The organism is Pseudomonas syringae (assembly GCF_021605415.1).
Taxonomy (GTDB): Bacteria; Pseudomonadota; Gammaproteobacteria; order Pseudomonadales; family Pseudomonadaceae; genus Aquipseudomonas; species Aquipseudomonas syringae_S.
In genome coordinates, this window is sequence record NZ_WKEQ01000002.1 from 195442 (window position 1) to 212780 (window position 17339).

The 17339-nt window shown below is 57.8% G+C and carries 13 protein-coding genes, 4 tRNA genes and 1 pseudogene; 13 read left to right on the forward strand and 5 right to left on the reverse strand.

Annotated features, from left to right (window positions below):
- The first annotated feature begins 73 nt into the window (after positions 1 to 73).
- The 7 genes from ltaE (at position 74) to GIW69_RS02540 (ending at position 6044) form a co-directional block, all read left to right on the forward strand.
- Positions 74 to 1078, forward strand: coding sequence for a low-specificity L-threonine aldolase (gene ltaE, locus GIW69_RS02510; protein ID WP_236480560.1), 1005 nt, complete (start codon positions 74 to 76; stop codon positions 1076 to 1078).
- A gap of 146 nt (positions 1079 to 1224) precedes the next feature.
- Positions 1225 to 3846, forward strand: coding sequence for an alanine--tRNA ligase (alaS, locus tag GIW69_RS02515; protein WP_236480561.1), 2622 nt, complete (start codon positions 1225 to 1227; stop codon positions 3844 to 3846).
- 90 nt (positions 3847 to 3936) lie between these two features.
- The gene (locus tag GIW69_RS02520; protein ID WP_236480562.1) at positions 3937 to 5178 is read left to right on the forward strand and encodes an aspartate kinase; all 1242 of its coding nucleotides are present in this window, start codon (positions 3937 to 3939) and stop codon (positions 5176 to 5178) included.
- Positions 5179 to 5368: 190 nt separating this feature from the next.
- A complete protein-coding gene (gene csrA, locus GIW69_RS02525) occupies positions 5369 to 5557 on the forward strand; it encodes a carbon storage regulator CsrA (protein WP_002554426.1) in 189 nt (62 codons plus the stop codon).
- 62 nt (positions 5558 to 5619) lie between these two features.
- Positions 5620 to 5710 (forward strand) — tRNA-Ser (locus GIW69_RS02530).
- Positions 5711 to 5818: 108 nt separating this feature from the next.
- Positions 5819 to 5895, forward strand: a tRNA-Arg gene (locus tag GIW69_RS02535).
- A gap of 72 nt (positions 5896 to 5967) precedes the next feature.
- Positions 5968 to 6044 (forward strand) — tRNA-Arg (locus GIW69_RS02540).
- 19 nt (positions 6045 to 6063) lie between these two features.
- Here the strand turns inward: GIW69_RS02540 and GIW69_RS02545 are convergent.
- Positions 6064 to 6582 carry a cell envelope protein SmpA gene (locus GIW69_RS02545; protein WP_236480563.1) on the reverse strand — a complete coding sequence of 173 codons (519 nt, stop codon included), beginning with the start codon at positions 6580 to 6582 and terminating at the stop codon, positions 6064 to 6066.
- A gap of 321 nt (positions 6583 to 6903) precedes the next feature.
- Between GIW69_RS02545 and mgtE the strand changes: the two genes are divergently transcribed.
- On the forward strand, positions 6904 to 8346 hold the full coding sequence (mgtE, locus tag GIW69_RS02550) for a magnesium transporter (protein WP_236480564.1): 1443 nt from the start codon (positions 6904 to 6906) through the stop codon (positions 8344 to 8346).
- Between the two features lie 111 nt (positions 8347 to 8457).
- On the opposite strand, the gene GIW69_RS02555 is transcribed toward mgtE, so the two are convergent.
- Positions 8458 to 8784: an Arc family DNA-binding protein gene (locus GIW69_RS02555; protein WP_003178899.1), complete on the reverse strand. Its 327-nt coding sequence runs from the start codon at positions 8782 to 8784 to the stop codon at positions 8458 to 8460.
- Positions 8785 to 8896: 112 nt separating this feature from the next.
- Here GIW69_RS02555 and GIW69_RS02560 point away from each other — a divergent pair, with 112 nt between their 5' ends.
- A complete protein-coding gene (locus tag GIW69_RS02560) occupies positions 8897 to 9067 on the forward strand; it encodes a hypothetical protein (RefSeq protein WP_236480565.1) in 171 nt (56 codons plus the stop codon).
- A 104-nt stretch (positions 9068 to 9171) separates the two neighbouring features.
- On the forward strand, positions 9172 to 9732 hold the full coding sequence (gene phnN, locus GIW69_RS02565; RefSeq protein WP_236480566.1) for a phosphonate metabolism protein/1,5-bisphosphokinase (PRPP-forming) PhnN: 561 nt from the start codon (positions 9172 to 9174) through the stop codon (positions 9730 to 9732).
- Here phnN and GIW69_RS02570 read toward each other — a convergent pair.
- Both GIW69_RS02570 and GIW69_RS02575 read right to left on the reverse strand, forming a co-directional pair.
- Entirely contained in the window at positions 9707 to 9886 is a 180-nt protein-coding gene (locus tag GIW69_RS02570; RefSeq protein ID WP_236480567.1) for a PA3371 family protein, read from the reverse strand. The two genes, phnN and GIW69_RS02570, sit on opposite strands and share 26 nt — an antisense overlap.
- Positions 9887 to 9906: 20 nt before the next feature.
- A complete protein-coding gene (locus tag GIW69_RS02575; protein WP_236480568.1) occupies positions 9907 to 10137 on the reverse strand; it encodes a hypothetical protein in 231 nt (76 codons plus the stop codon).
- Positions 10138 to 10429: 292 nt separating this feature from the next.
- Between GIW69_RS02575 and GIW69_RS02580 the strand changes: the two genes are divergently transcribed.
- From GIW69_RS02580 to GIW69_RS02585, 3 genes and pseudogenes are all read left to right on the forward strand, one after another.
- Positions 10430 to 10506 (forward strand) — tRNA-Arg (locus tag GIW69_RS02580).
- A 261-nt stretch (positions 10507 to 10767) separates the two neighbouring features.
- Positions 10768 to 11349 (forward strand): annotated as a pseudogene (locus tag GIW69_RS26325) (PDC sensor domain-containing protein); the annotation flags it as partial.
- Between the two features lie 63 nt (positions 11350 to 11412).
- Positions 11413 to 12759 carry a methyl-accepting chemotaxis protein gene (locus GIW69_RS02585; protein WP_496570890.1) on the forward strand — a complete coding sequence of 449 codons (1347 nt, stop codon included), beginning with the start codon at positions 11413 to 11415 and terminating at the stop codon, positions 12757 to 12759.
- Between the two features lie 81 nt (positions 12760 to 12840).
- Here GIW69_RS02585 and GIW69_RS02590 read toward each other — a convergent pair whose 3' ends face one another.
- Entirely contained in the window at positions 12841 to 16974 is a 4134-nt protein-coding gene (locus tag GIW69_RS02590) for a CheR family methyltransferase (protein ID WP_236480570.1), read from the reverse strand.
- Positions 16975 to 17339: the final 365 nt, after the last annotated feature.

Here is a 17339-nt window from a genome sequence, read left to right on the forward strand (position 1 = left end):
GATTAATCGGCGTCTTGACCGCAGTAATCCCACTTCGTAAAGGGATTTCCCCTGCTGACTTGAGGCCAGGTTCATGAGCGTTATCGATCTTCGCAGCGACACCGTTACCCAACCGTCCCCCGCCATGCTCGACGTGATGACTCGCGCGGCGACTGGAGACGACGTGTATGGCGAGGATCCGACGGTCAATCAGCTCGAAGCAGAACTGGCCCGGCGCCTGGGCTTCGCGGCCGCGCTGTTCGTGCCGACGGGCACCATGAGCAACCTGCTCGGCTTGATGGCCCACTGTGAGCGGGGTGACGAATACGTCGTCGGTCAGCAGGCCCACACCTACAAATACGAAGGCGGGGGCGCGGCGGTGCTCGGTTCGATCCAGCCGCAACCATTGGACGTGCAGGCCGACGGTTCGCTGGATCTCGATCAAGTGGCCGCCGCGATCAAGCCCGATGACTTTCACTTCGCCCGCACCCGGTTGCTGGCGCTGGAAAACACCATGCAGGGCAAGGTGCTGCCACTGGAATATCTGGCGCGAGCGCGCACGTTTACCCGCGAGCATGGCTTGCAACTGCACCTGGACGGCGCGCGCCTGTACAACGCGGCAGTCAAGCTGGGAGTTGATGCACGGGAAATCACTCAGCATTTCGATTCGGTGTCGGTGTGCCTGTCCAAAGGCCTGGGGGCGCCGGTCGGTTCGGTGCTGTGCGGTTCGCTGGAGTTGATCGGCAAGGCGCGGCGTTTACGCAAAATGGTCGGTGGCGGCATGCGTCAGGCGGGGTTGCTGGCGGCGGCGGGGCTGTATGCGCTGAATCACAACGTCGAGCGACTGGCTGATGATCATGCCAACGCGCAGTGCTTGGCGGATGGCCTGCGTGACGCCGGTTTCACGGTGGAGCCAGTGCAAACCAACATGGTGTACGTGCAGATGGGCGATCAGGCCGAAGCCATCAAGGCCTTTGCTGCCGAACGCGGGATCAAGTTGAGTGCTGCCGGCCGTTTGCGCATGGTCACGCACATGGACGTCAATCGCTCACAAATCGAGCAAGTGATCGCGGCATTCGTCGAGTTTTCACGCCACTGACAGGGTTAGCCGTCCAATTGACAGCTTCTATCGTATAAACACGCTGTACCCCACGCGCAGGGCCGATATAATGCGGCCCTTTGCCGTTGCTTCGTCTGTTGACGTTTCGCACAGGCCTTTGGCCGCAGCCTCCGTGGAAGAACCTAATGAAAAGCGCAGAAATCCGTGAAGCCTTCCTTCGCTTCTTCGAAGAGCAAGGCCACACCCGAGTAGCCTCCAGCTCTTTGATTCCGGGCAACGACCCGACCCTGCTGTTCACTAACGCGGGGATGAACCAGTTCAAGGACTGTTTCCTGGGCCAGGAAAAACGTGCGTACACCCGGGCCGTCAGCAGCCAGAAATGCGTGCGTGCCGGCGGCAAGCACAACGACTTGGAAAACGTCGGTTATACCGCTCGTCACCACACCTTCTTCGAAATGCTGGGTAACTTCAGCTTTGGCGATTACTTCAAGCGCGACGCCATCACCTACGCGTGGAATTTCCTGACCTCCGAAAAGTGGCTGAACCTGCCAAAGGAAAAGCTGTGGGTCACGGTCTACGCCAGCGATGACGAGGCCTACGACATCTGGACCAAGGAAGTCGGCGTGCCGGCGGAGCGCATGGTGCGCATCGGCGACAACAAAGGCGCACCTTACGCCTCCGACAACTTCTGGACCATGGGCGATACCGGCCCGTGCGGTCCGTGCACCGAGATTTTCTTCGACCACGGCGCCGATATCTGGGGCGGCCCACCGGGCTCGCCGGAAGAAGACGGCGACCGTTACATCGAAATCTGGAACAACGTGTTCATGCAGTTCAACCGCACCGCCGATGGCGTGTTGCACCCGCTGCCAGCGCCGTCGGTCGATACTGGCATGGGCTTGGAGCGGATCAGTGCCGTGCTGCAGCACGTTCACTCGAACTATGAAATCGACTTGTTCCAAAGCCTGCTGGACGCATCGGCCAAAGCGATCGGTTGCAGCAACGACGCTCAGGCATCGCTGAAAGTCGTCGCCGACCACATCCGTTCGTGCGGCTTCCTGATTGCCGACGGCGTGCTGCCTTCGAACGAAGGCCGTGGCTACGTGCTGCGCCGGATCATTCGTCGCGCTTGCCGTCACGGCAACAAACTCGGCGCCAAAGGCAGCTTCTTCTATCAGATCGTTGCCGCGCTCGTGGCCGAAATGGGCGAAGCTTTCCCGGAACTGAAATCCCAGCAGGCGCACATCGAGCGCGTGCTGAAAGCTGAAGAAGAGCAGTTCGCCAAAACCCTGGAGCAGGGCCTGAAAATCCTCGAACAGGATCTGGCCGACCTCAAAGGCGAAATTGTCCCCGGCGACGTCGTCTTCAAGCTCTATGACACCTACGGTTTCCCGATGGACCTGACCGCGGACATCGCCCGCGAGCGCAGCCTGACCATCGACGAAGCCGGCTTCGAACGCGAAATGGAAGCCCAGCGCGTCCGTGCGCGTTCCGCCAGTTCGTTCGGCATGGACTACAACAGCCTGGTCAAGGTTGATGTCGACACCGAGTTCACCGGTTACAAGGCCACCAGCGGTTCGGCGAAAGTCGTCGCGCTGTATAAGGATGGTCAATCCGTAGACATCCTGAGCGAAGGCCAGGAAGGTGTGGTTGTCCTGAGCAGCACGCCGTTCTACGCCGAATCCGGTGGACAGATCGGCGACTGCGGCTTCATCCAGGCCGGCGACAGCCGCTTTGATGTGCGCGACACCACGAAGACCGGCGGCGCATTCCTGCACCACGGTGTGCTGGCGTCGGGCAGCCTGACCATTGGCGCGCCGGTGGAAACCCACGTCGAAGCCGATGTGCGTCATGCCACTGCGCTGAACCACTCGGCCACTCACTTGCTGCACGCCGCATTGCGCAAAGTGCTGGGCGATCACGTTCAGCAGAAAGGCTCGTTGGTGGACAGCCAGCGCCTGCGTTTTGACTTCAGCCACTTCGAGGCGATCAAGCCTGAGCAACTGAAAGCGCTGGAAGACATCGTCAACGCCGAGATCCGCAAGAACTCCGCCGTTGAAACTGAAGAAACCGACATCGAGACCGCCAAGCAGAAAGGCGCGATGGCGCTGTTCGGCGAGAAGTACGGCGACAACGTGCGCGTGCTGAGCATGGGCGACTTCTCGGTGGAACTGTGTGGCGGCATCCACGCCAACCGTACCGGCGACATCGGCCTGCTGAAAATCATCAGCGAAGGCGGTGTGGCATCGGGTGTGCGTCGTATCGAAGCGGTCACCGGCGCTGCGGCGCTGGCCTACTTGAATGCGGCGGAAGAACAACTCAAGGAAGCGGCCAGCCTGGTCAAGGGCAGCCGTGACAACCTGATCGACAAGCTGTCGGCTGTGCTGGAGCGCAACCGTCTGCTGGAGAAGCAACTCGAGCAGTTGCAGGCCAAGGCTGCCAGCGCCGCCGGCGACGATCTGTCGTCTTCGGCGCTGGACGTCAAAGGCGTGAAGGTTCTGGCCGCACGTCTGGATGGTCAGGACGGCAAGGCGCTGCTGGCGCTGGTCGATCAGCTGAAAAACAAACTCGGCCGCGCAGTGATCCTGCTCGGCAGTGTCCATGAGGAAAAGGTCGTCCTGGTTGCAGGCGTGACCAAAGACCTGACTGGCCAACTCAAAGCCGGTGATTTGATGAAGCAAGCCGCTGCGGCAGTGGGCGGGAAGGGCGGTGGTCGTCCGGACATGGCGCAAGGCGGCGGTATCGACGCTGGCGCTCTGGACAACGCACTGGCGCTGACCGTGCCATTTGTAGAGCAGGGTCTATAAGGCAGTCGCCGGGTTCGCAGTCCAGTGGCGGGCCCGGCGACTGTTTGAGTGATTATTTGGGCGCCCTTCATGGGCAGAGGCGGCTTTGAAATGGCTTTGATCGTACAGAAATTTGGAGGCACCTCGGTCGGTACTGTCGAGAGAATCGAGCAGGTCGCCGACAAGGTTAAGAAATTCCGCGAAGCTGGCGATGACCTGGTGGTTGTGCTGTCTGCAATGAGCGGCGAAACCAACCGTCTGATCGATCTGGCCAAGCAAATCAGTGGCGACGAGCAACCGGTTCCGCGTGAACTTGACGTGATCGTTTCCACCGGTGAGCAGGTGACGATTGCCCTGCTGGCGATGGCGTTGATCAAACGCGGTGTGCCGGCGGTTTCCTACACCGGCAATCAGGTGCGGATTCTCACGGACAGCGCGCACAATAAAGCGCGTATCTTGCAGATCGACGATCAGAAGATTCGCGGTGATCTGAAGGCGGGTCGCGTGGTGGTTGTCGCCGGTTTCCAGGGCGTCGACGAGCACGGCAACATCACCACGCTCGGTCGTGGCGGTTCCGACACCACCGGCGTAGCGCTGGCGGCAGCTTTGAAGGCTGACGAATGCCAGATCTACACCGACGTCGACGGCGTTTACACCACTGATCCGCGTGTGGTGTCCGTGGCCCAGCGGCTGGACAAGATCACCTTCGAAGAGATGCTGGAAATGGCCAGCCTCGGTTCCAAGGTGTTGCAGATCCGTGCGGTGGAATTCGCCGGCAAGTACAACGTTCCGCTGCGCGTACTGCACAGCTTCAAGGAGGGTCCGGGCACCCTCATTACTATTGATGAAGAGGAAACCATGGAACAGCCGATCATTTCCGGCATCGCTTTCAATCGCGATGAAGCCAAGCTGACCATCCGTGGCGTGCCAGACACCCCGGGCGTGGCGTTCAAGATTCTCGGCCCGATCAGTGCCGCGAACATCGAAGTCGACATGATCGTGCAGAACGTCGCGCACGATAACACCACCGACTTCACCTTCACCGTGCACCGCAACGACTACCAGGCCGCACAGACCGTGCTGGAAAACACCGCTCGCGAGATCGGTGCCCGTGAAGTCGTCGGCGACACCAAGATTGCCAAGGTGTCGATCGTCGGCGTCGGCATGCGCTCCCACGCGGGCGTTGCCAGTCGCATGTTCGAATCCCTGGCGAAAGAAAGCATCAACATCCAGATGATCTCGACGTCGGAAATCAAGGTTTCCGTGGTGATCGAAGAGAAGTACCTGGAACTGGCCGTGCGTGCCCTGCATACGGCGTTTGAACTGGACGCTGCGGCTCGCCAAGGCGAGTGATGCGTTTGGCTCTAGGGGGCGCGGTCTGACCGCGCCCTTTATTTTTTGAACGGCGCGAGCCCGGGATCTGTTCTTTTGCTCGCGCTGGACAATACTCAGGCATACAGGGCTGCGACCTTTACGGTTGTAGGTTGGATGCCTTTTTTTTGCAGACTGTTGTTCCCGAACTGAAATGCGTGAGGAGAAAGGTATGCTGATTCTGACCCGTCGGTGTGCAGAAAGCCTGATTATCGGCGATGGCGAAATCACGGTAACTGTGCTCGGCGTTAAAGGAAATCAAGTGCGTATCGGCGTCAATGCCCCGAAAGAGGTGGCCGTGCACCGTGAGGAAATTTACCTGCGTATAAAGAAAGAGAAGGACGAAGAACCAAGCCATTAATTTTTATCGTTTTTTATGTTTGCAAACGGGGAAGAAGCTGGTTAATATACGCCCCGTGTTGCGGAGAGCTGGCCGAGTGGCCGAAGGCGCTCCCCTGCTAAGGGAGTACACCTCAAAAGGGTGTCGGGGGTTCGAATCCCCCGTTCTCCGCCATTATTTGCGTGGTACGTTGTAATCTGGCTTCTTCGGTAAGTTGTTGAAATTACTAGAAAAAAGCGCTTTACAAAAAGATTCGACGGCCTATAATGCGCGGCAACAAATGCACTCGTAGCTCAGCTGGATAGAGTACTCGGCTACGAACCGAGCGGTCACAGGTTCGAATCCTGTCGAGTGCACCATTTAAGAGTTGTTTATAGCAATATAAGCAACTTGGCGTCAGCCAGTTGTGGTCTGGTCTAAAAACACAAAATGCACTCGTAGCTCAGCTGGATAGAGTACTCGGCTACGAACCGAGCGGTCACAGGTTCGAATCCTGTCGAGTGCACCATATACCAAAAAGCCCGCGTTCAACGCGGGCTTTTTGCTGTCCGGGATTTGGCTTTTCCTGCAACGCATCCCTTCTCGTCGAAATCCACTTGTGCACTTCGTCCTCGCTTGAGGTCGTAGCGATAGGTCGTGACCGAATTGCGAATATTCACCTTGTTGGGTTTGCCCAGCGCGCTTTCGACGTCTTGCTGGCTCATGCCGGCGATGATTCGCTGGTTGAGGATTGCTTCTCGACGCTGTCTCGCACTGATCAGGTTGCCGCACTTGTCTTCCGACTGACCCACGACGGCAGGATCGCGCCTGGTAGGTTTGATGCGAGTTGTGTCTGTCACATTGGCGGGTGGAATAATCGCTATGATCGATCCGGGCAGGTAGGGATGAATTTCCTGGCGGGACAATTGCTCATCGCTCGCACAGCTCATCGTCGTGAACGTAACGTTGCCGTCGGGTGCCTCGCAGCGATGAACCGTAGTAGCGAGTGCGACTAGCGGCAGGCAGAGCAGGGTGGGCAGTAGAAGTCGAGCGAATCTTGCTGACATATGACGTCCTCCATGACGATCCACGCTCAAGGGTAGTCGCTATATTTTCAGTCGCCGGTGTGTTTTCTTTTCAGGATGAGTCGTCGCAATTTCATGGATCAGTGCGCTGCTCAGGTTTGTCTCGCAAGCGCTTGTTTCAGCCATGATTTTTTAACGTTTAAAACCGTCAGGCGGTGTATCATTGCGCCCGTCAGCCCCGCCGGGGCTTGTGGAATATCTCCATGGACTTACCCAGTAGTTACTCAGTACCCCGTTTCACCAATCATGAATTGACTGATTGATCCTTCCGGCGTGCCCCGCTGCTGGGAGTGGAGTTCGCCTATGTCCGAAGTTGAAGTAAAGAAAACACAGGAAAGCCTGCAGGATCGCCTGGCTCAGGTCGTTGAGCTGCTGCAGCGCCAAAAGGTCGTTGAAGACCTGACTCATCGCCAGGAAGGCCCGCATCATGACCGGGTCGAGAACCTGGTTCACCGGCAAAACCTCGTCGAGTTGCAGCGCAAGCTCGATGATCTGCACTCCGCCGACGTCGCCTACATTCTTGAAGCCCTGCCGCTGGACGACCGTCTGACGCTGTGGCAACTGGTCAAGGCTGATCGCGACGGCGACATTCTGCTTGAAGTATCCGATTCGGTTCGTGAAACGCTGATCGCCGACATGGACGATCACGAGCTCCTGGCTGCGGCCAAGGACATGGACGCCGACGAACTTGCTGACCTGGCTTCAGAGCTGCCGCGAGACGTCGTCCATGAGCTGATGGAGACCCTCGATAACCAGCAGCGTGAGCGCGTGCGTTCGGCTTTGTCCTATGAGGACGAGCAAGTCGGTGCGCTGATGGACTTCGAGATGGTGACGATCCGTGAGGATGTCAGCCTGGAAGTGGTTCTGCGTTACCTGCGCCGTCTCAAAGAGCTGCCGAGCCATACCGACAAACTGTTTGTGGTCGATTACGACGGCGTGCTCAAGGGCGTGTTGCCGATCAAGCGTTTGCTGGTCAATGATCCGGATAAACAGGTCGCCGAGGTCATGGCCAGCGACCCGGTGAGTTTCCATCCGGATGAAGACGCTTACGACGCCGCTCAGGCCTTCGAGCGTTACGACTTGATCTCCGCCCCGGTGGTCGACAAGAACGGCAAGCTGATCGGCCGTCTGACCATCGATGAAATGGTCGACCTGATTCGTGAAGAGAGCGAAAACGAAGTTCTCAACATGGCCGGTCTGCGTGAAGAGGAAGACATCTTTGCCTCGGTCTGGAAATCCCTGCGTAACCGTTGGGCCTGGCTGGCGGTGAACCTGATCACTGCGTTCGTCGCTTCCCGGGTGATCGGTCTGTTTGAAGGCTCCATCGAGAAACTGGTGGCGTTGGCGGCTTTGATGCCGATCGTGGCGGGCATCGGCGGCAACTCCGGCAACCAGACGATCACCATGATCGTGCGGGCCATGGCGCTCGACCAAGTCAGCACCGGCAATACGTCGCGCTTGATGCGTAAAGAACTGGCGGTTGGTTTGATCAACGGTCTGGTGTGGGGTGGGGTCATCGGCGTAGTCGCGTATCTGCTGTACGGCAGTTGGTCGCTGGGTGTGGTAATGACAACGGCAATGACGCTCAATCTGCTGCTCGCCGCATTGATGGGCGTCCTGATTCCGATGACCCTGGCAAAGATGGGGCGCGACCCGGCGATGGGTGCCAGCGTGATGATTACCGCGATGACCGACAGCGGTGGTTTCTTTATCTTTCTGGGGTTGGCGACCATCTTCCTGCTCTGACAGGCCATCCAAAACAGCCCGCCGAAATGGCGGGCTTTTTTTGTCTGGCGAAAGCCAAATCACAGGCAAAAAAAAGCCAGCAATCATGCTGGCTTGAGGTGTTCGGTGTGATCAGGACGCGTCGGCGGCCATTTCTGCATCATGCGCGATCAGGGAGACCAGTGCATTTTGCTGACGGTGAGAAAGCTGACGGAAGCGCTGCAACAGCTCGCGTTCGTGCAGCGACAGCTCCGGGCTGTCCAGGCGCATGCTCAGCTCTTCGCCCAACGCACCTTCCTGAATAAGGCTTTGTTCAAGGCGCGCAATGATTTCGGAGTTCATGCTGCGATGATGATTGCGAGCCACCTCGGCGATGCGTTCCCGCATTCCGTCTGGCAGGCGTACGACGAACTTGTCAGCCGTACGGCTGGAATAAATTGCCTGTTTCAATGGGCGCATATAGTTAACCGGTTAGTTCAGGGGAGCGGTTCTCGGGATTTGCCGCAGGATGTGTGATAGGACAAGCATCCGCGCCAAATGGTTCAACCTGAATTGTTAAGAGGCCCGCATCATGCCTCAAGTAAGCCAGATCATTGGCGTCAATTCTGTGACAAATATTGATCCGGGTAAAGGCGAAATGCCAGTACCCATGGTCAGAAATGTGCGCTGGTTTGAAAATATTGACTCGGCGCCGTTGCCTGAGTGCATTTTGTTTCATGCCGAGGGTGCCCACAGGCGCTGAGACGCGCATTCTTTGCGGCTCAAGTCCTTTTACCCTTACCTTGTACAGGATAGTGGCAAATGGCCGATTTACTAGGGCAAACAAGCTTCCGGGGGGTTTTCAGGATGGGCGGCAGGCTGATTTATCTGATGGGGCCATCCGGGTCGGGTAAGGACAGCCTGATTGATGCCGCTCGAAAACCATTGCTAAGCCTCAATTGCGAAGTCGCACGAAGGGTGATCACTCGTTCAGCGGAATCGGTCGGTGAAGATGCCCATGGCGTGTCGATGGCTCAGTTCGAGCGGTTGCGCTTGGCGGGCGAGTTCGCATTGTGCTGGCAGGCCAATGGGCTCAGCTATGGCATTCCAGTTCAAATGGATCAATGGCTCAAAGAAGGCCGCCACGTACTCGTCAATGGCTCGCGGGCCTACCTGCCGCAGGCGCTGGCGCGGTATCCAACGCTTCTGCCGATCATGCTGACAGTCGACGATAAAGTGCTGCGTCAGCGCCTGCTGAAGCGCGGGCGCGAGGCTGTGGCGGACATCGATGCACGGCTTGCGCGAAATACGCTGTTTGAGTCGAGCGATGCTTCGATCATGCAGCTCGACAACTCGGGCAATCTAGCGGATACGGTCGCCCATTTGCTTGACTGGATGAAAGTCAACGTAGAACCGGATCGAACTTGATCTTGCGCCCGGCAATCAGGGCCAGAACGAACAGCGCTCCGAAGACGCCAGAGGCAATCAGCGGCAAGGTGATTTGCGCTTCCTCGAACAACGACAAATGCAAAATGCCGCTCAGTACGGCAAGGATCAGCAAACCTGCGGCTGATTTGGACATGGATGACTCCTGATGGTGATTCAAAAAACCAGACGTTCGGACGATTCGCTCGGCGACGTCAATGTCGACTGACTGACGTCCTGGACAATCACATCGCGTTGATCGTCTGAAACAGCCCACTGCGGCGCTTTCTGCATCCGCAAGTAGTGGGGCGTGCGCTGCGCCACCGCATCGGTGTGCTCAGGCGCAAAATGAAAGCCCAGCACAGCCGCTAGAGCGATGGCATTCGCAAGCAAGAGAGCGCTGTTCATGGGACGGTTCTCCAAATGTTCTTTTCGGAACAGAGAAGCAGCCGTCGTGCCAACAGTCTAACTGCTGTTAAGTCCTTTAAAAACAAGCATTTAAAAGGGTTTTTCAGACGGCTCTCAGTGCAATTTGCAATGATGGCGTTTTGCGAGGATGCAAAATGCACGGTAAGGCCTCCCGCACAACCGCGAGCAGCTTGCCTACACTTAAAAAGCCCTAAGGACGACATGACAAATCAGGGCATGGCCGTTAACATGCACGCCGTCTGTCGCGCAGCGCAGGCCGTAACAACTCCGTGTCTCAGTAGCTCAATTGGATAGAGCATCCCCCTCCTAAGGGGAAGGTTGCAGGTTCGAACCCCGCCTGGGACACCACATGATTCATGCCTCATGACATTTCCTGACAGATCGTTCTGATCAGCCAGCAAGATGTCATCAACAGGCAAAAAAGGCCCTGCCAGGCGATGCTCTGGCGGGGCTTTTTTTCAAATATTTTCGCGACGAAGCTCGACGATCAACTTTCCCCGTTCGCCTTCCGACCTTTCATCGGCGCCGCCTGTAAAGCGGCCCAACATCCATTCAGCAATTGCCTGCCAGGCCGATAACAGAAGACCCGCTAATTCACCGGAAACGGCAATGTTGAAAACTATCCAGGCACGTTACACCGCCACGCTCGTCTTGTTTGTTTTGCTGATTGGCGCATTGACTGCGGTAGGCATTCATCTGTGGATCACGCCGAGTCTGACGTCCGCCGATCAACGCCACCTGATCGCTCAGGCCTCGGAGATTGGCGATGTGATAAAGACTGAGTTGGCCCGTGTGCAGGCTCAGCAGAGGGTGATCACCGAGACGGTGCCGCAATTGGATAACGCCAGCATTGACCGACTGTTGCCAGCACTGGTCAACCAATACGGCGAGGCTAAAGTGTTCGGCGGCGGAATCTGGCCTTTGCCCGAAAAACGTGAAGCCGGACGGGCGAAGTACAGTACGTTTTATCACCGCGACAGCAGCGGCAAGCTGATCGTCAATACCCATTGGAACTCAGCGGAGTCGCTGAATTATTTCGAACAGCCCTGGTTCCTCGGTGGCTTGAAGGCGCCGGCGGGTCAATGCAATTGGGCTAACGCCTATCGCGATGACGCCAGCCCTGAGCCGCGCACTAACTGCGCGATGGCCATCAGCAAGGATGGAGCGGCCTTTGGTGTTTCGACCATCGACGTAACTTTGGGCTTCTTCAACGATCTGGTTGCGCAGAAAGAACGGGAAATCCGGGCGCTGCTTATGATTGTCGAGAGCGACGGCAAGGTGCTCAGTAACCAGCCGGAGATATCCGGCAACAATATCCTGAAGAATGTGAAAGACCTGGCGGCCCAATACCCGTTTGCCGCTGCCGTGCAGCAGGCGCTGGAAAAGCGTACGGCGGGCGATCTGGCGCCCGGCACTTATGAAGACAGCAGCGGCGAACAGTACCACCTGTTTTTGCAAGCGATCGAGGGCACTCCCTGGACGCTCGCTGTCGCCCAGCAGACCAGTCTGTTGACCGCACAAAGCAACAAAGTGTTGACGACGCTCGCCGCGATTCAAATTCCCCTGGTGATCGTTCTGCTGTTGCTCACCGTGTTTGCCCTGAGCCGATTGATGAAGCGCCTCACTGTGCTCAAAGCCAATATCGATAAGCTCTCGGCCGGTGACGCAGATCTGACCCGACGCATTGTGATTGTCGCTGACGACGAAGTGGGCGCGGTGGGCGACTCTGTGAACCGCTTCATCATTTATTTGCAGAAGATGGTGGGCGAAGTGTCTGAGGCGTCCTCAGTGATCGCTCAAGGTATCGAGCAACTGCGTGGGCAATCGCGCAGCACTAACGGGATTCTGGTTCGCCATGCCAGTGAGACCGATCAGGCTGTCACCGCCATCACCGAAATGAGCTCCACGGCAGACGAGGTTGCACGAAGCGCCGCTCAAACGGCGAGCATGACTCAGACCGCTGATGAAAACGCTCGCCACTCCAAAGTTGTGGTGGAAGACGCATCCAGCAGCGTTCGCGAACTGATCAACGAAGTGGAGCTGGCCACTAATTCGGTGCGCTCCATGGAAGAGGATGCCGGACGTATCAATAAGGTGCTCGGCGTTATTGGCGAGATCGCGGGCCAGACTAACTTGCTGGCGCTCAACGCCGCTATCGAAGCCGCGCGTGCCGGTGAGCAGGGCCGAGGTTTTGCGGTGGTGGCCGATGAAGTTCGGGCGCTTGCCGGGCGCACCCAGGCAAGCACCTCCGAGATCAACGAGATGCTCGCCCGGTTGCAGCAAGGCGTGGGCGCTGCCGTGGTGGCCATGGAAAAAACCAAGCAAAGCTGCCAGGCGACGGTCACCAAAACGTTCAAGGTCAACGAAGGACTGGACGTGATGGCTGACTCGGTCGTTCGCATCAACGACTTGAGCACTCAGATCGCGACTGCGGCGCAGGAGCAAAGCGCGGTCAGCGAGGAGATCAACCGCAATATGGTCGCGGTTCGGCATATCGTCGAAGAATTGGTGGCCGGGGGCGCTGAAAGTGAACAGAGCACCGCTGCACTGGCGGCGTCCAATGACAAACTGATTGCTGTGGTACGTCGCTTCAAGGTGTAGCGCGAAAGTAAACAAAAAGCCGCGCCGCAATGTTTATTGCGGCGCGGCTTTTTTGCGTTTCAACGCACGAATGCGTGGTCGTTACAGCAACTGCGAACGCCGCAACGTTTCGATGGTTTCAATCAGGTCGTCATAAGACACCGGCTTACCGATGTGCTGATCGAACCCTGCCGTGTGGGATTTATGAACGTCGCTGTTGGTGCCGTAACCGGTGAGGGCGATGGCCGGGACGTTTTTCACCAATGGTAATTGACGCAGTGCGCTCATCAGCTCGTGGCCGGTCATGACCGGCATGCCCAGGTCAGAGATGATCAGGTCGAAGCGCTTGTGTTCCGCCGCTTTCAGTGCTGCCACTGGATGGTCGAACGCCATGACCTCGGCATCTTCCATTTCCAGCAGCATTTTCAAGGTTTCCAGCACTTCCGGTGAGTCGTCCACCAGCAGGATTTGCAGGCCGTTGAGTTTGCCTGACTCCATCTCCGCCTGCGGTTCGGGTACAGCGTCGTTCTCAACGGTGGCCAGTGGCAGGCACACCGTGAAGGTGCAACCGGCGCCCAGGCCCGGAGAGGTCACGCGTACGCTACCGTGCTGGGCTTCGGCCAGTTGCCGCACCAGCGACAGGCCGATGCCCAGGCCTTGGCGCTGATTGCTGGTGTGCTGTTTCTCAGCCTGACCGAACAGGTCGAAGACGTGTTCGAGATTTTCCGAGGCGATGCCGGCACCGTTATCCTTCACATCCAGTTGAGCGGTGACGCCATTGTGGCCGGCGATTAGCTGAATACGCCCGGTAGGCGGGGTGAATTTCAATGCGTTGTTGACCAGATTCCAAATGATTTGTTCGACGCGGGTCGGGTCGGCATGGACGATAAGCGGCTCGTCCGGCAGTTGCAGGTCGACTTGAGTCTGATGCTGCTCGTTGAGCACCACGTTATGGATGTCGCGCAGCACGCTGGAGAAATCCACCCGGGTCGGTTGCAGCTTGAGTTTGCCGGTGCGCACCCGTGCAACGTCGAGAAGGTCATCGATGATCCGAGCCTGGCTGTTGACCGCATCGCAGATGGTGCCCACGGCTTTGGTCGCCGGGCCGGAGGTGCGTGTCACTGGCAAGCGGCGTAGCAGTTCGGCGTTGAGCTGGATCAGATTCAGCGGATGCTTGAGTTCGTGGGACATGATCGCGAAGAACTCGTCCTTCAAGGAAATGGTGTTGCGCGTCTGCTCCAGTTCCTGGCTCTGTTCTTCGTGCTGGCGCTTGTGTCCGGTCAAGTCGCGGGCAATTTTCACGTAGCCCTGCAAATGATCGCCGCAGAGCAAGGTCACTTCGCCACTGCAGAAGAAGCGGCTGCCGTCCTTACGCAGATGCCAGCGCTCGTCTTCGGCGCGACCGTTGGTTCGGGCGGTGGTCAGTTCGGTCTCCGGGGCGCCGATGGCGCGGTCTTCCGGAGAGAAAATGAAGTCGTAATAGCTGCCTTCGGCCTCAGTCTTGGTGTAGCCGAAGATCAGTTCGGCACCTTTGTTCCAACTGGTGATCAGGCCTTCTTCATCGAGGATGATGATCGCGTAGTCGCGGGTGCTTTCCGCCACCAGGCGCATACGTTCCTCGCCCAGACGCAACTCTTCTTCGGCGGCGCGGCGCTTGGTGATGTCGATGAATGTCAACACGGTGCCGTCGATGTGGTCTTCGCTGGAGCGATACGGCAGCAGGCGGGCGATGTACCAGCGGCCATCACTGCTGCTGACTTCCCGTTCGATCATGTTCAGCGATTCGAACACCTGCGCCGCATCTTCCGGCATGCCGGCGTAATTCAGGCGATGGGTGATGTCGAGCAGCGAGCGCCCGGTGTCCACTGGCAACATGCTGAAAATTTCCGTGGCGCGCGGGGTAAACCAGCGGATGCGCAAGCTGCGGTCGACAAACACCGTGGCGATGTCGGTGGAGGCGATCAGGTTGGTCAGGTAATCGTTGATCTTGTCGGTTTCTTCAACCTTGGTTTTCAGCTCGTAATTGACCGTCAACAGCTCTTCGTTGATCGACTGCAACTCTTCCTTGCTGGTTTCCAGCTCTTCGGTGGCCGAGCGCAGTTCTTCGTTGATCGCCTGCATTTCTTCGTTGGAGGCTTTCAGCTCTTCGCTGGAGACTTCCGACTGTTCGATGATGTCCTGCAAATGCAATTTGGTGCGTTGCAATTCGCGTTCGAGGTTGGACAGCACCTGATTTTCGGTTTGCAGCACGGTGGTCTGGGCGGCTTCGGCCGGGTCGATCTCCGCTTCTTCGAAAATCACCAACACGTAATCGCTGTCGGATTCATCGTCTTTGTAAGGCTGCGCGATCAAGTCGACTCGGTAATGGCGGTCACCGCGCTTGATCGGCACTTCGCGCGACTGCACGGTCAATCCGCTTTGTTGCACCTGGAACAGCGTGGTACGGATCTCCAGCCGCAGCTCCGGCAGGATCAGCGTCAACAGATTGCGTGACAGCTCTCCGCCGACATGGCGCAGAAAGCGACCGGCGCTTTCGCTCATGTGCAAAATGTCGGCATTGGCATCGACGATCATGCTTGGCGGCGCCGAACGCTCGATGGCGTTGCGGTGAATATCGGCGAAGGACAGCTTGAGCGGCTTACGGATCTTCATTTCCGGCGGCAGGATGTTGCTGCGCACATAGCCACCACGAGGCATGGTCGGGGTGCGGCGGCTGTTAGGCGTGCCGGTCTTGGCGCGGAAGATCCGGTTGCGCTTGTCGACTGGCGCGAAGAGTTCCTGGCAGGCATCGGCGCTTTCTGACGAGCCGAGGAACAGGAAGCCGCCCGGTCGCAAAGCGAAATGGAACATTTGCAGGATTTCGCGCTGCACCTCGCGATCCAGATAGATCAGCAAGTTGCGGCAGACGATCAGATCGATCTGCGAGAACGGCGGGTCGGACAACAGGCTGTGCTTGGCGAACAGCACTTTTTCACGGATTTCCTTGCGGATCCGGTAATGGTCGTTGTCCTTCATGAAATAGTGGCGCAACCGGGCGGGCGGTACGTCGGTGACGATCGCTTGCGGGTAGGTCCCTGCGCGGCCGATGGTGATCGCGCGCTCGTCTATGTCAGTGGCGAACACTTGCAACGTTGCCTTGCTGCTTTCCAGCTGCAATTGATCGTCCACCAGCATCGCCAGGCTATAGGCCTCTTCGCCGGTGGAGCAACCGGCAGACCAGACGCGCAGTTCTTCCTTGTCACGGGAAGTCGACACAGCCTGCACCAGTTGCGGCAGTACATCGCGTTCCAGGGCTTCAAACGCGTCACGGTCACGGAAGAAGTTGGTCACGCCGATCAGCATGTCGCCGAGCAGGGATTTGGCTTCATCCGGGGTGTTCTGCAAATAATCGTAATAAGCCGCCAAGTCAGGCTGTGCCGTGACCTGCATACGTCGTTCGATCCGGCGCAACACCGTGGCGCGTTTGTAATGCTTGAAATCGTGACCGGTGCTGGTGCGCAGGTGGATGAGGATGTCATGCAAGCGCTGTTCGGCGACGGCGGCTTCATGGGCGGTCGAAGGCGTGTGGGTCTTCAGGTCCGGGTCGTTGGCGCTGGGCAGGATGATCTTTTTCGAGTTGCGCCACAGTTCCAGCAGCTTTTGCGGAATTTCCGCGACCGGCAGCACCAGATCGACATTGCGCGTTTCGATGGCAGCACGGGGCATGCTGTCGAATTCGGCGTCTTCCGGTACTTGCGCGAACGTCACGCCACCCTGTTCCTTGATTCGCGACAGCCCGACGGCACCGTCGGAACCACTGCCGGATAACACTACGCAAAAAGCACGTTCGCGATGCACATCGGCGAGGTCGCGGAAAAACAGATCAATGGCGGTGTGCCGCGCCAGTGGCGCACCGGCGTCGCTGACGTTCAGATAACCGTCATTCATCGACAGGCGCTGCGCAGGCGAGATGACATACACGCGGTTTTTTTCAATCGGCACTGGCTCGGTGACCTGCATCACCGGCATCCGCGTCGATTCCTGGATGATCTTGTCGGCAATGCTTTGATGATCCGGCGACAAGTGCAGAATGATCACAAAGGCCATGCCGGTGTCCTGCGGCATGTGCTCGAAAAACTGCTTGATCGCCTGCAAACCTCCCGCGGACGCGCCGATGCCCACCACTGGAAAATCCAGATGGCTAGGGCTCAGATGCTTGCGCTGAGGCGCGTTGGGTTCCGAGGATTTGGAGGTCATGAATTCGGCCTTTGGTAGCGACATGCCAGGTCGCTGGGGATCAGAAAACGCGCGGTCAGCTGCGCAGGATAATCCGGTTTATGACTTTTTTCCTTCCGCAGTGTGGTCGGGTGCGGCAGAAGTTGTTTTGTTTCGACCTTGCGGGGGGATCAAGTGCACCAATTTCTTTGCGGGCGTTTTCGGTTTGCACGCGTAAATGCGGTGGATCCGGTGCTTGATCCATTGAGTGTAGCCTTGAAGCGGCGAGAACCGCGTTTCAGCCGCTGCAAGGTCGTTCGTCAGGTGGGCACTCTCGTCGTGTCTTTAAACGCCCGTGACAAATCACGTTTATTTCAGTGAATGCAGTAAGCGAAAAGTCCGATCGT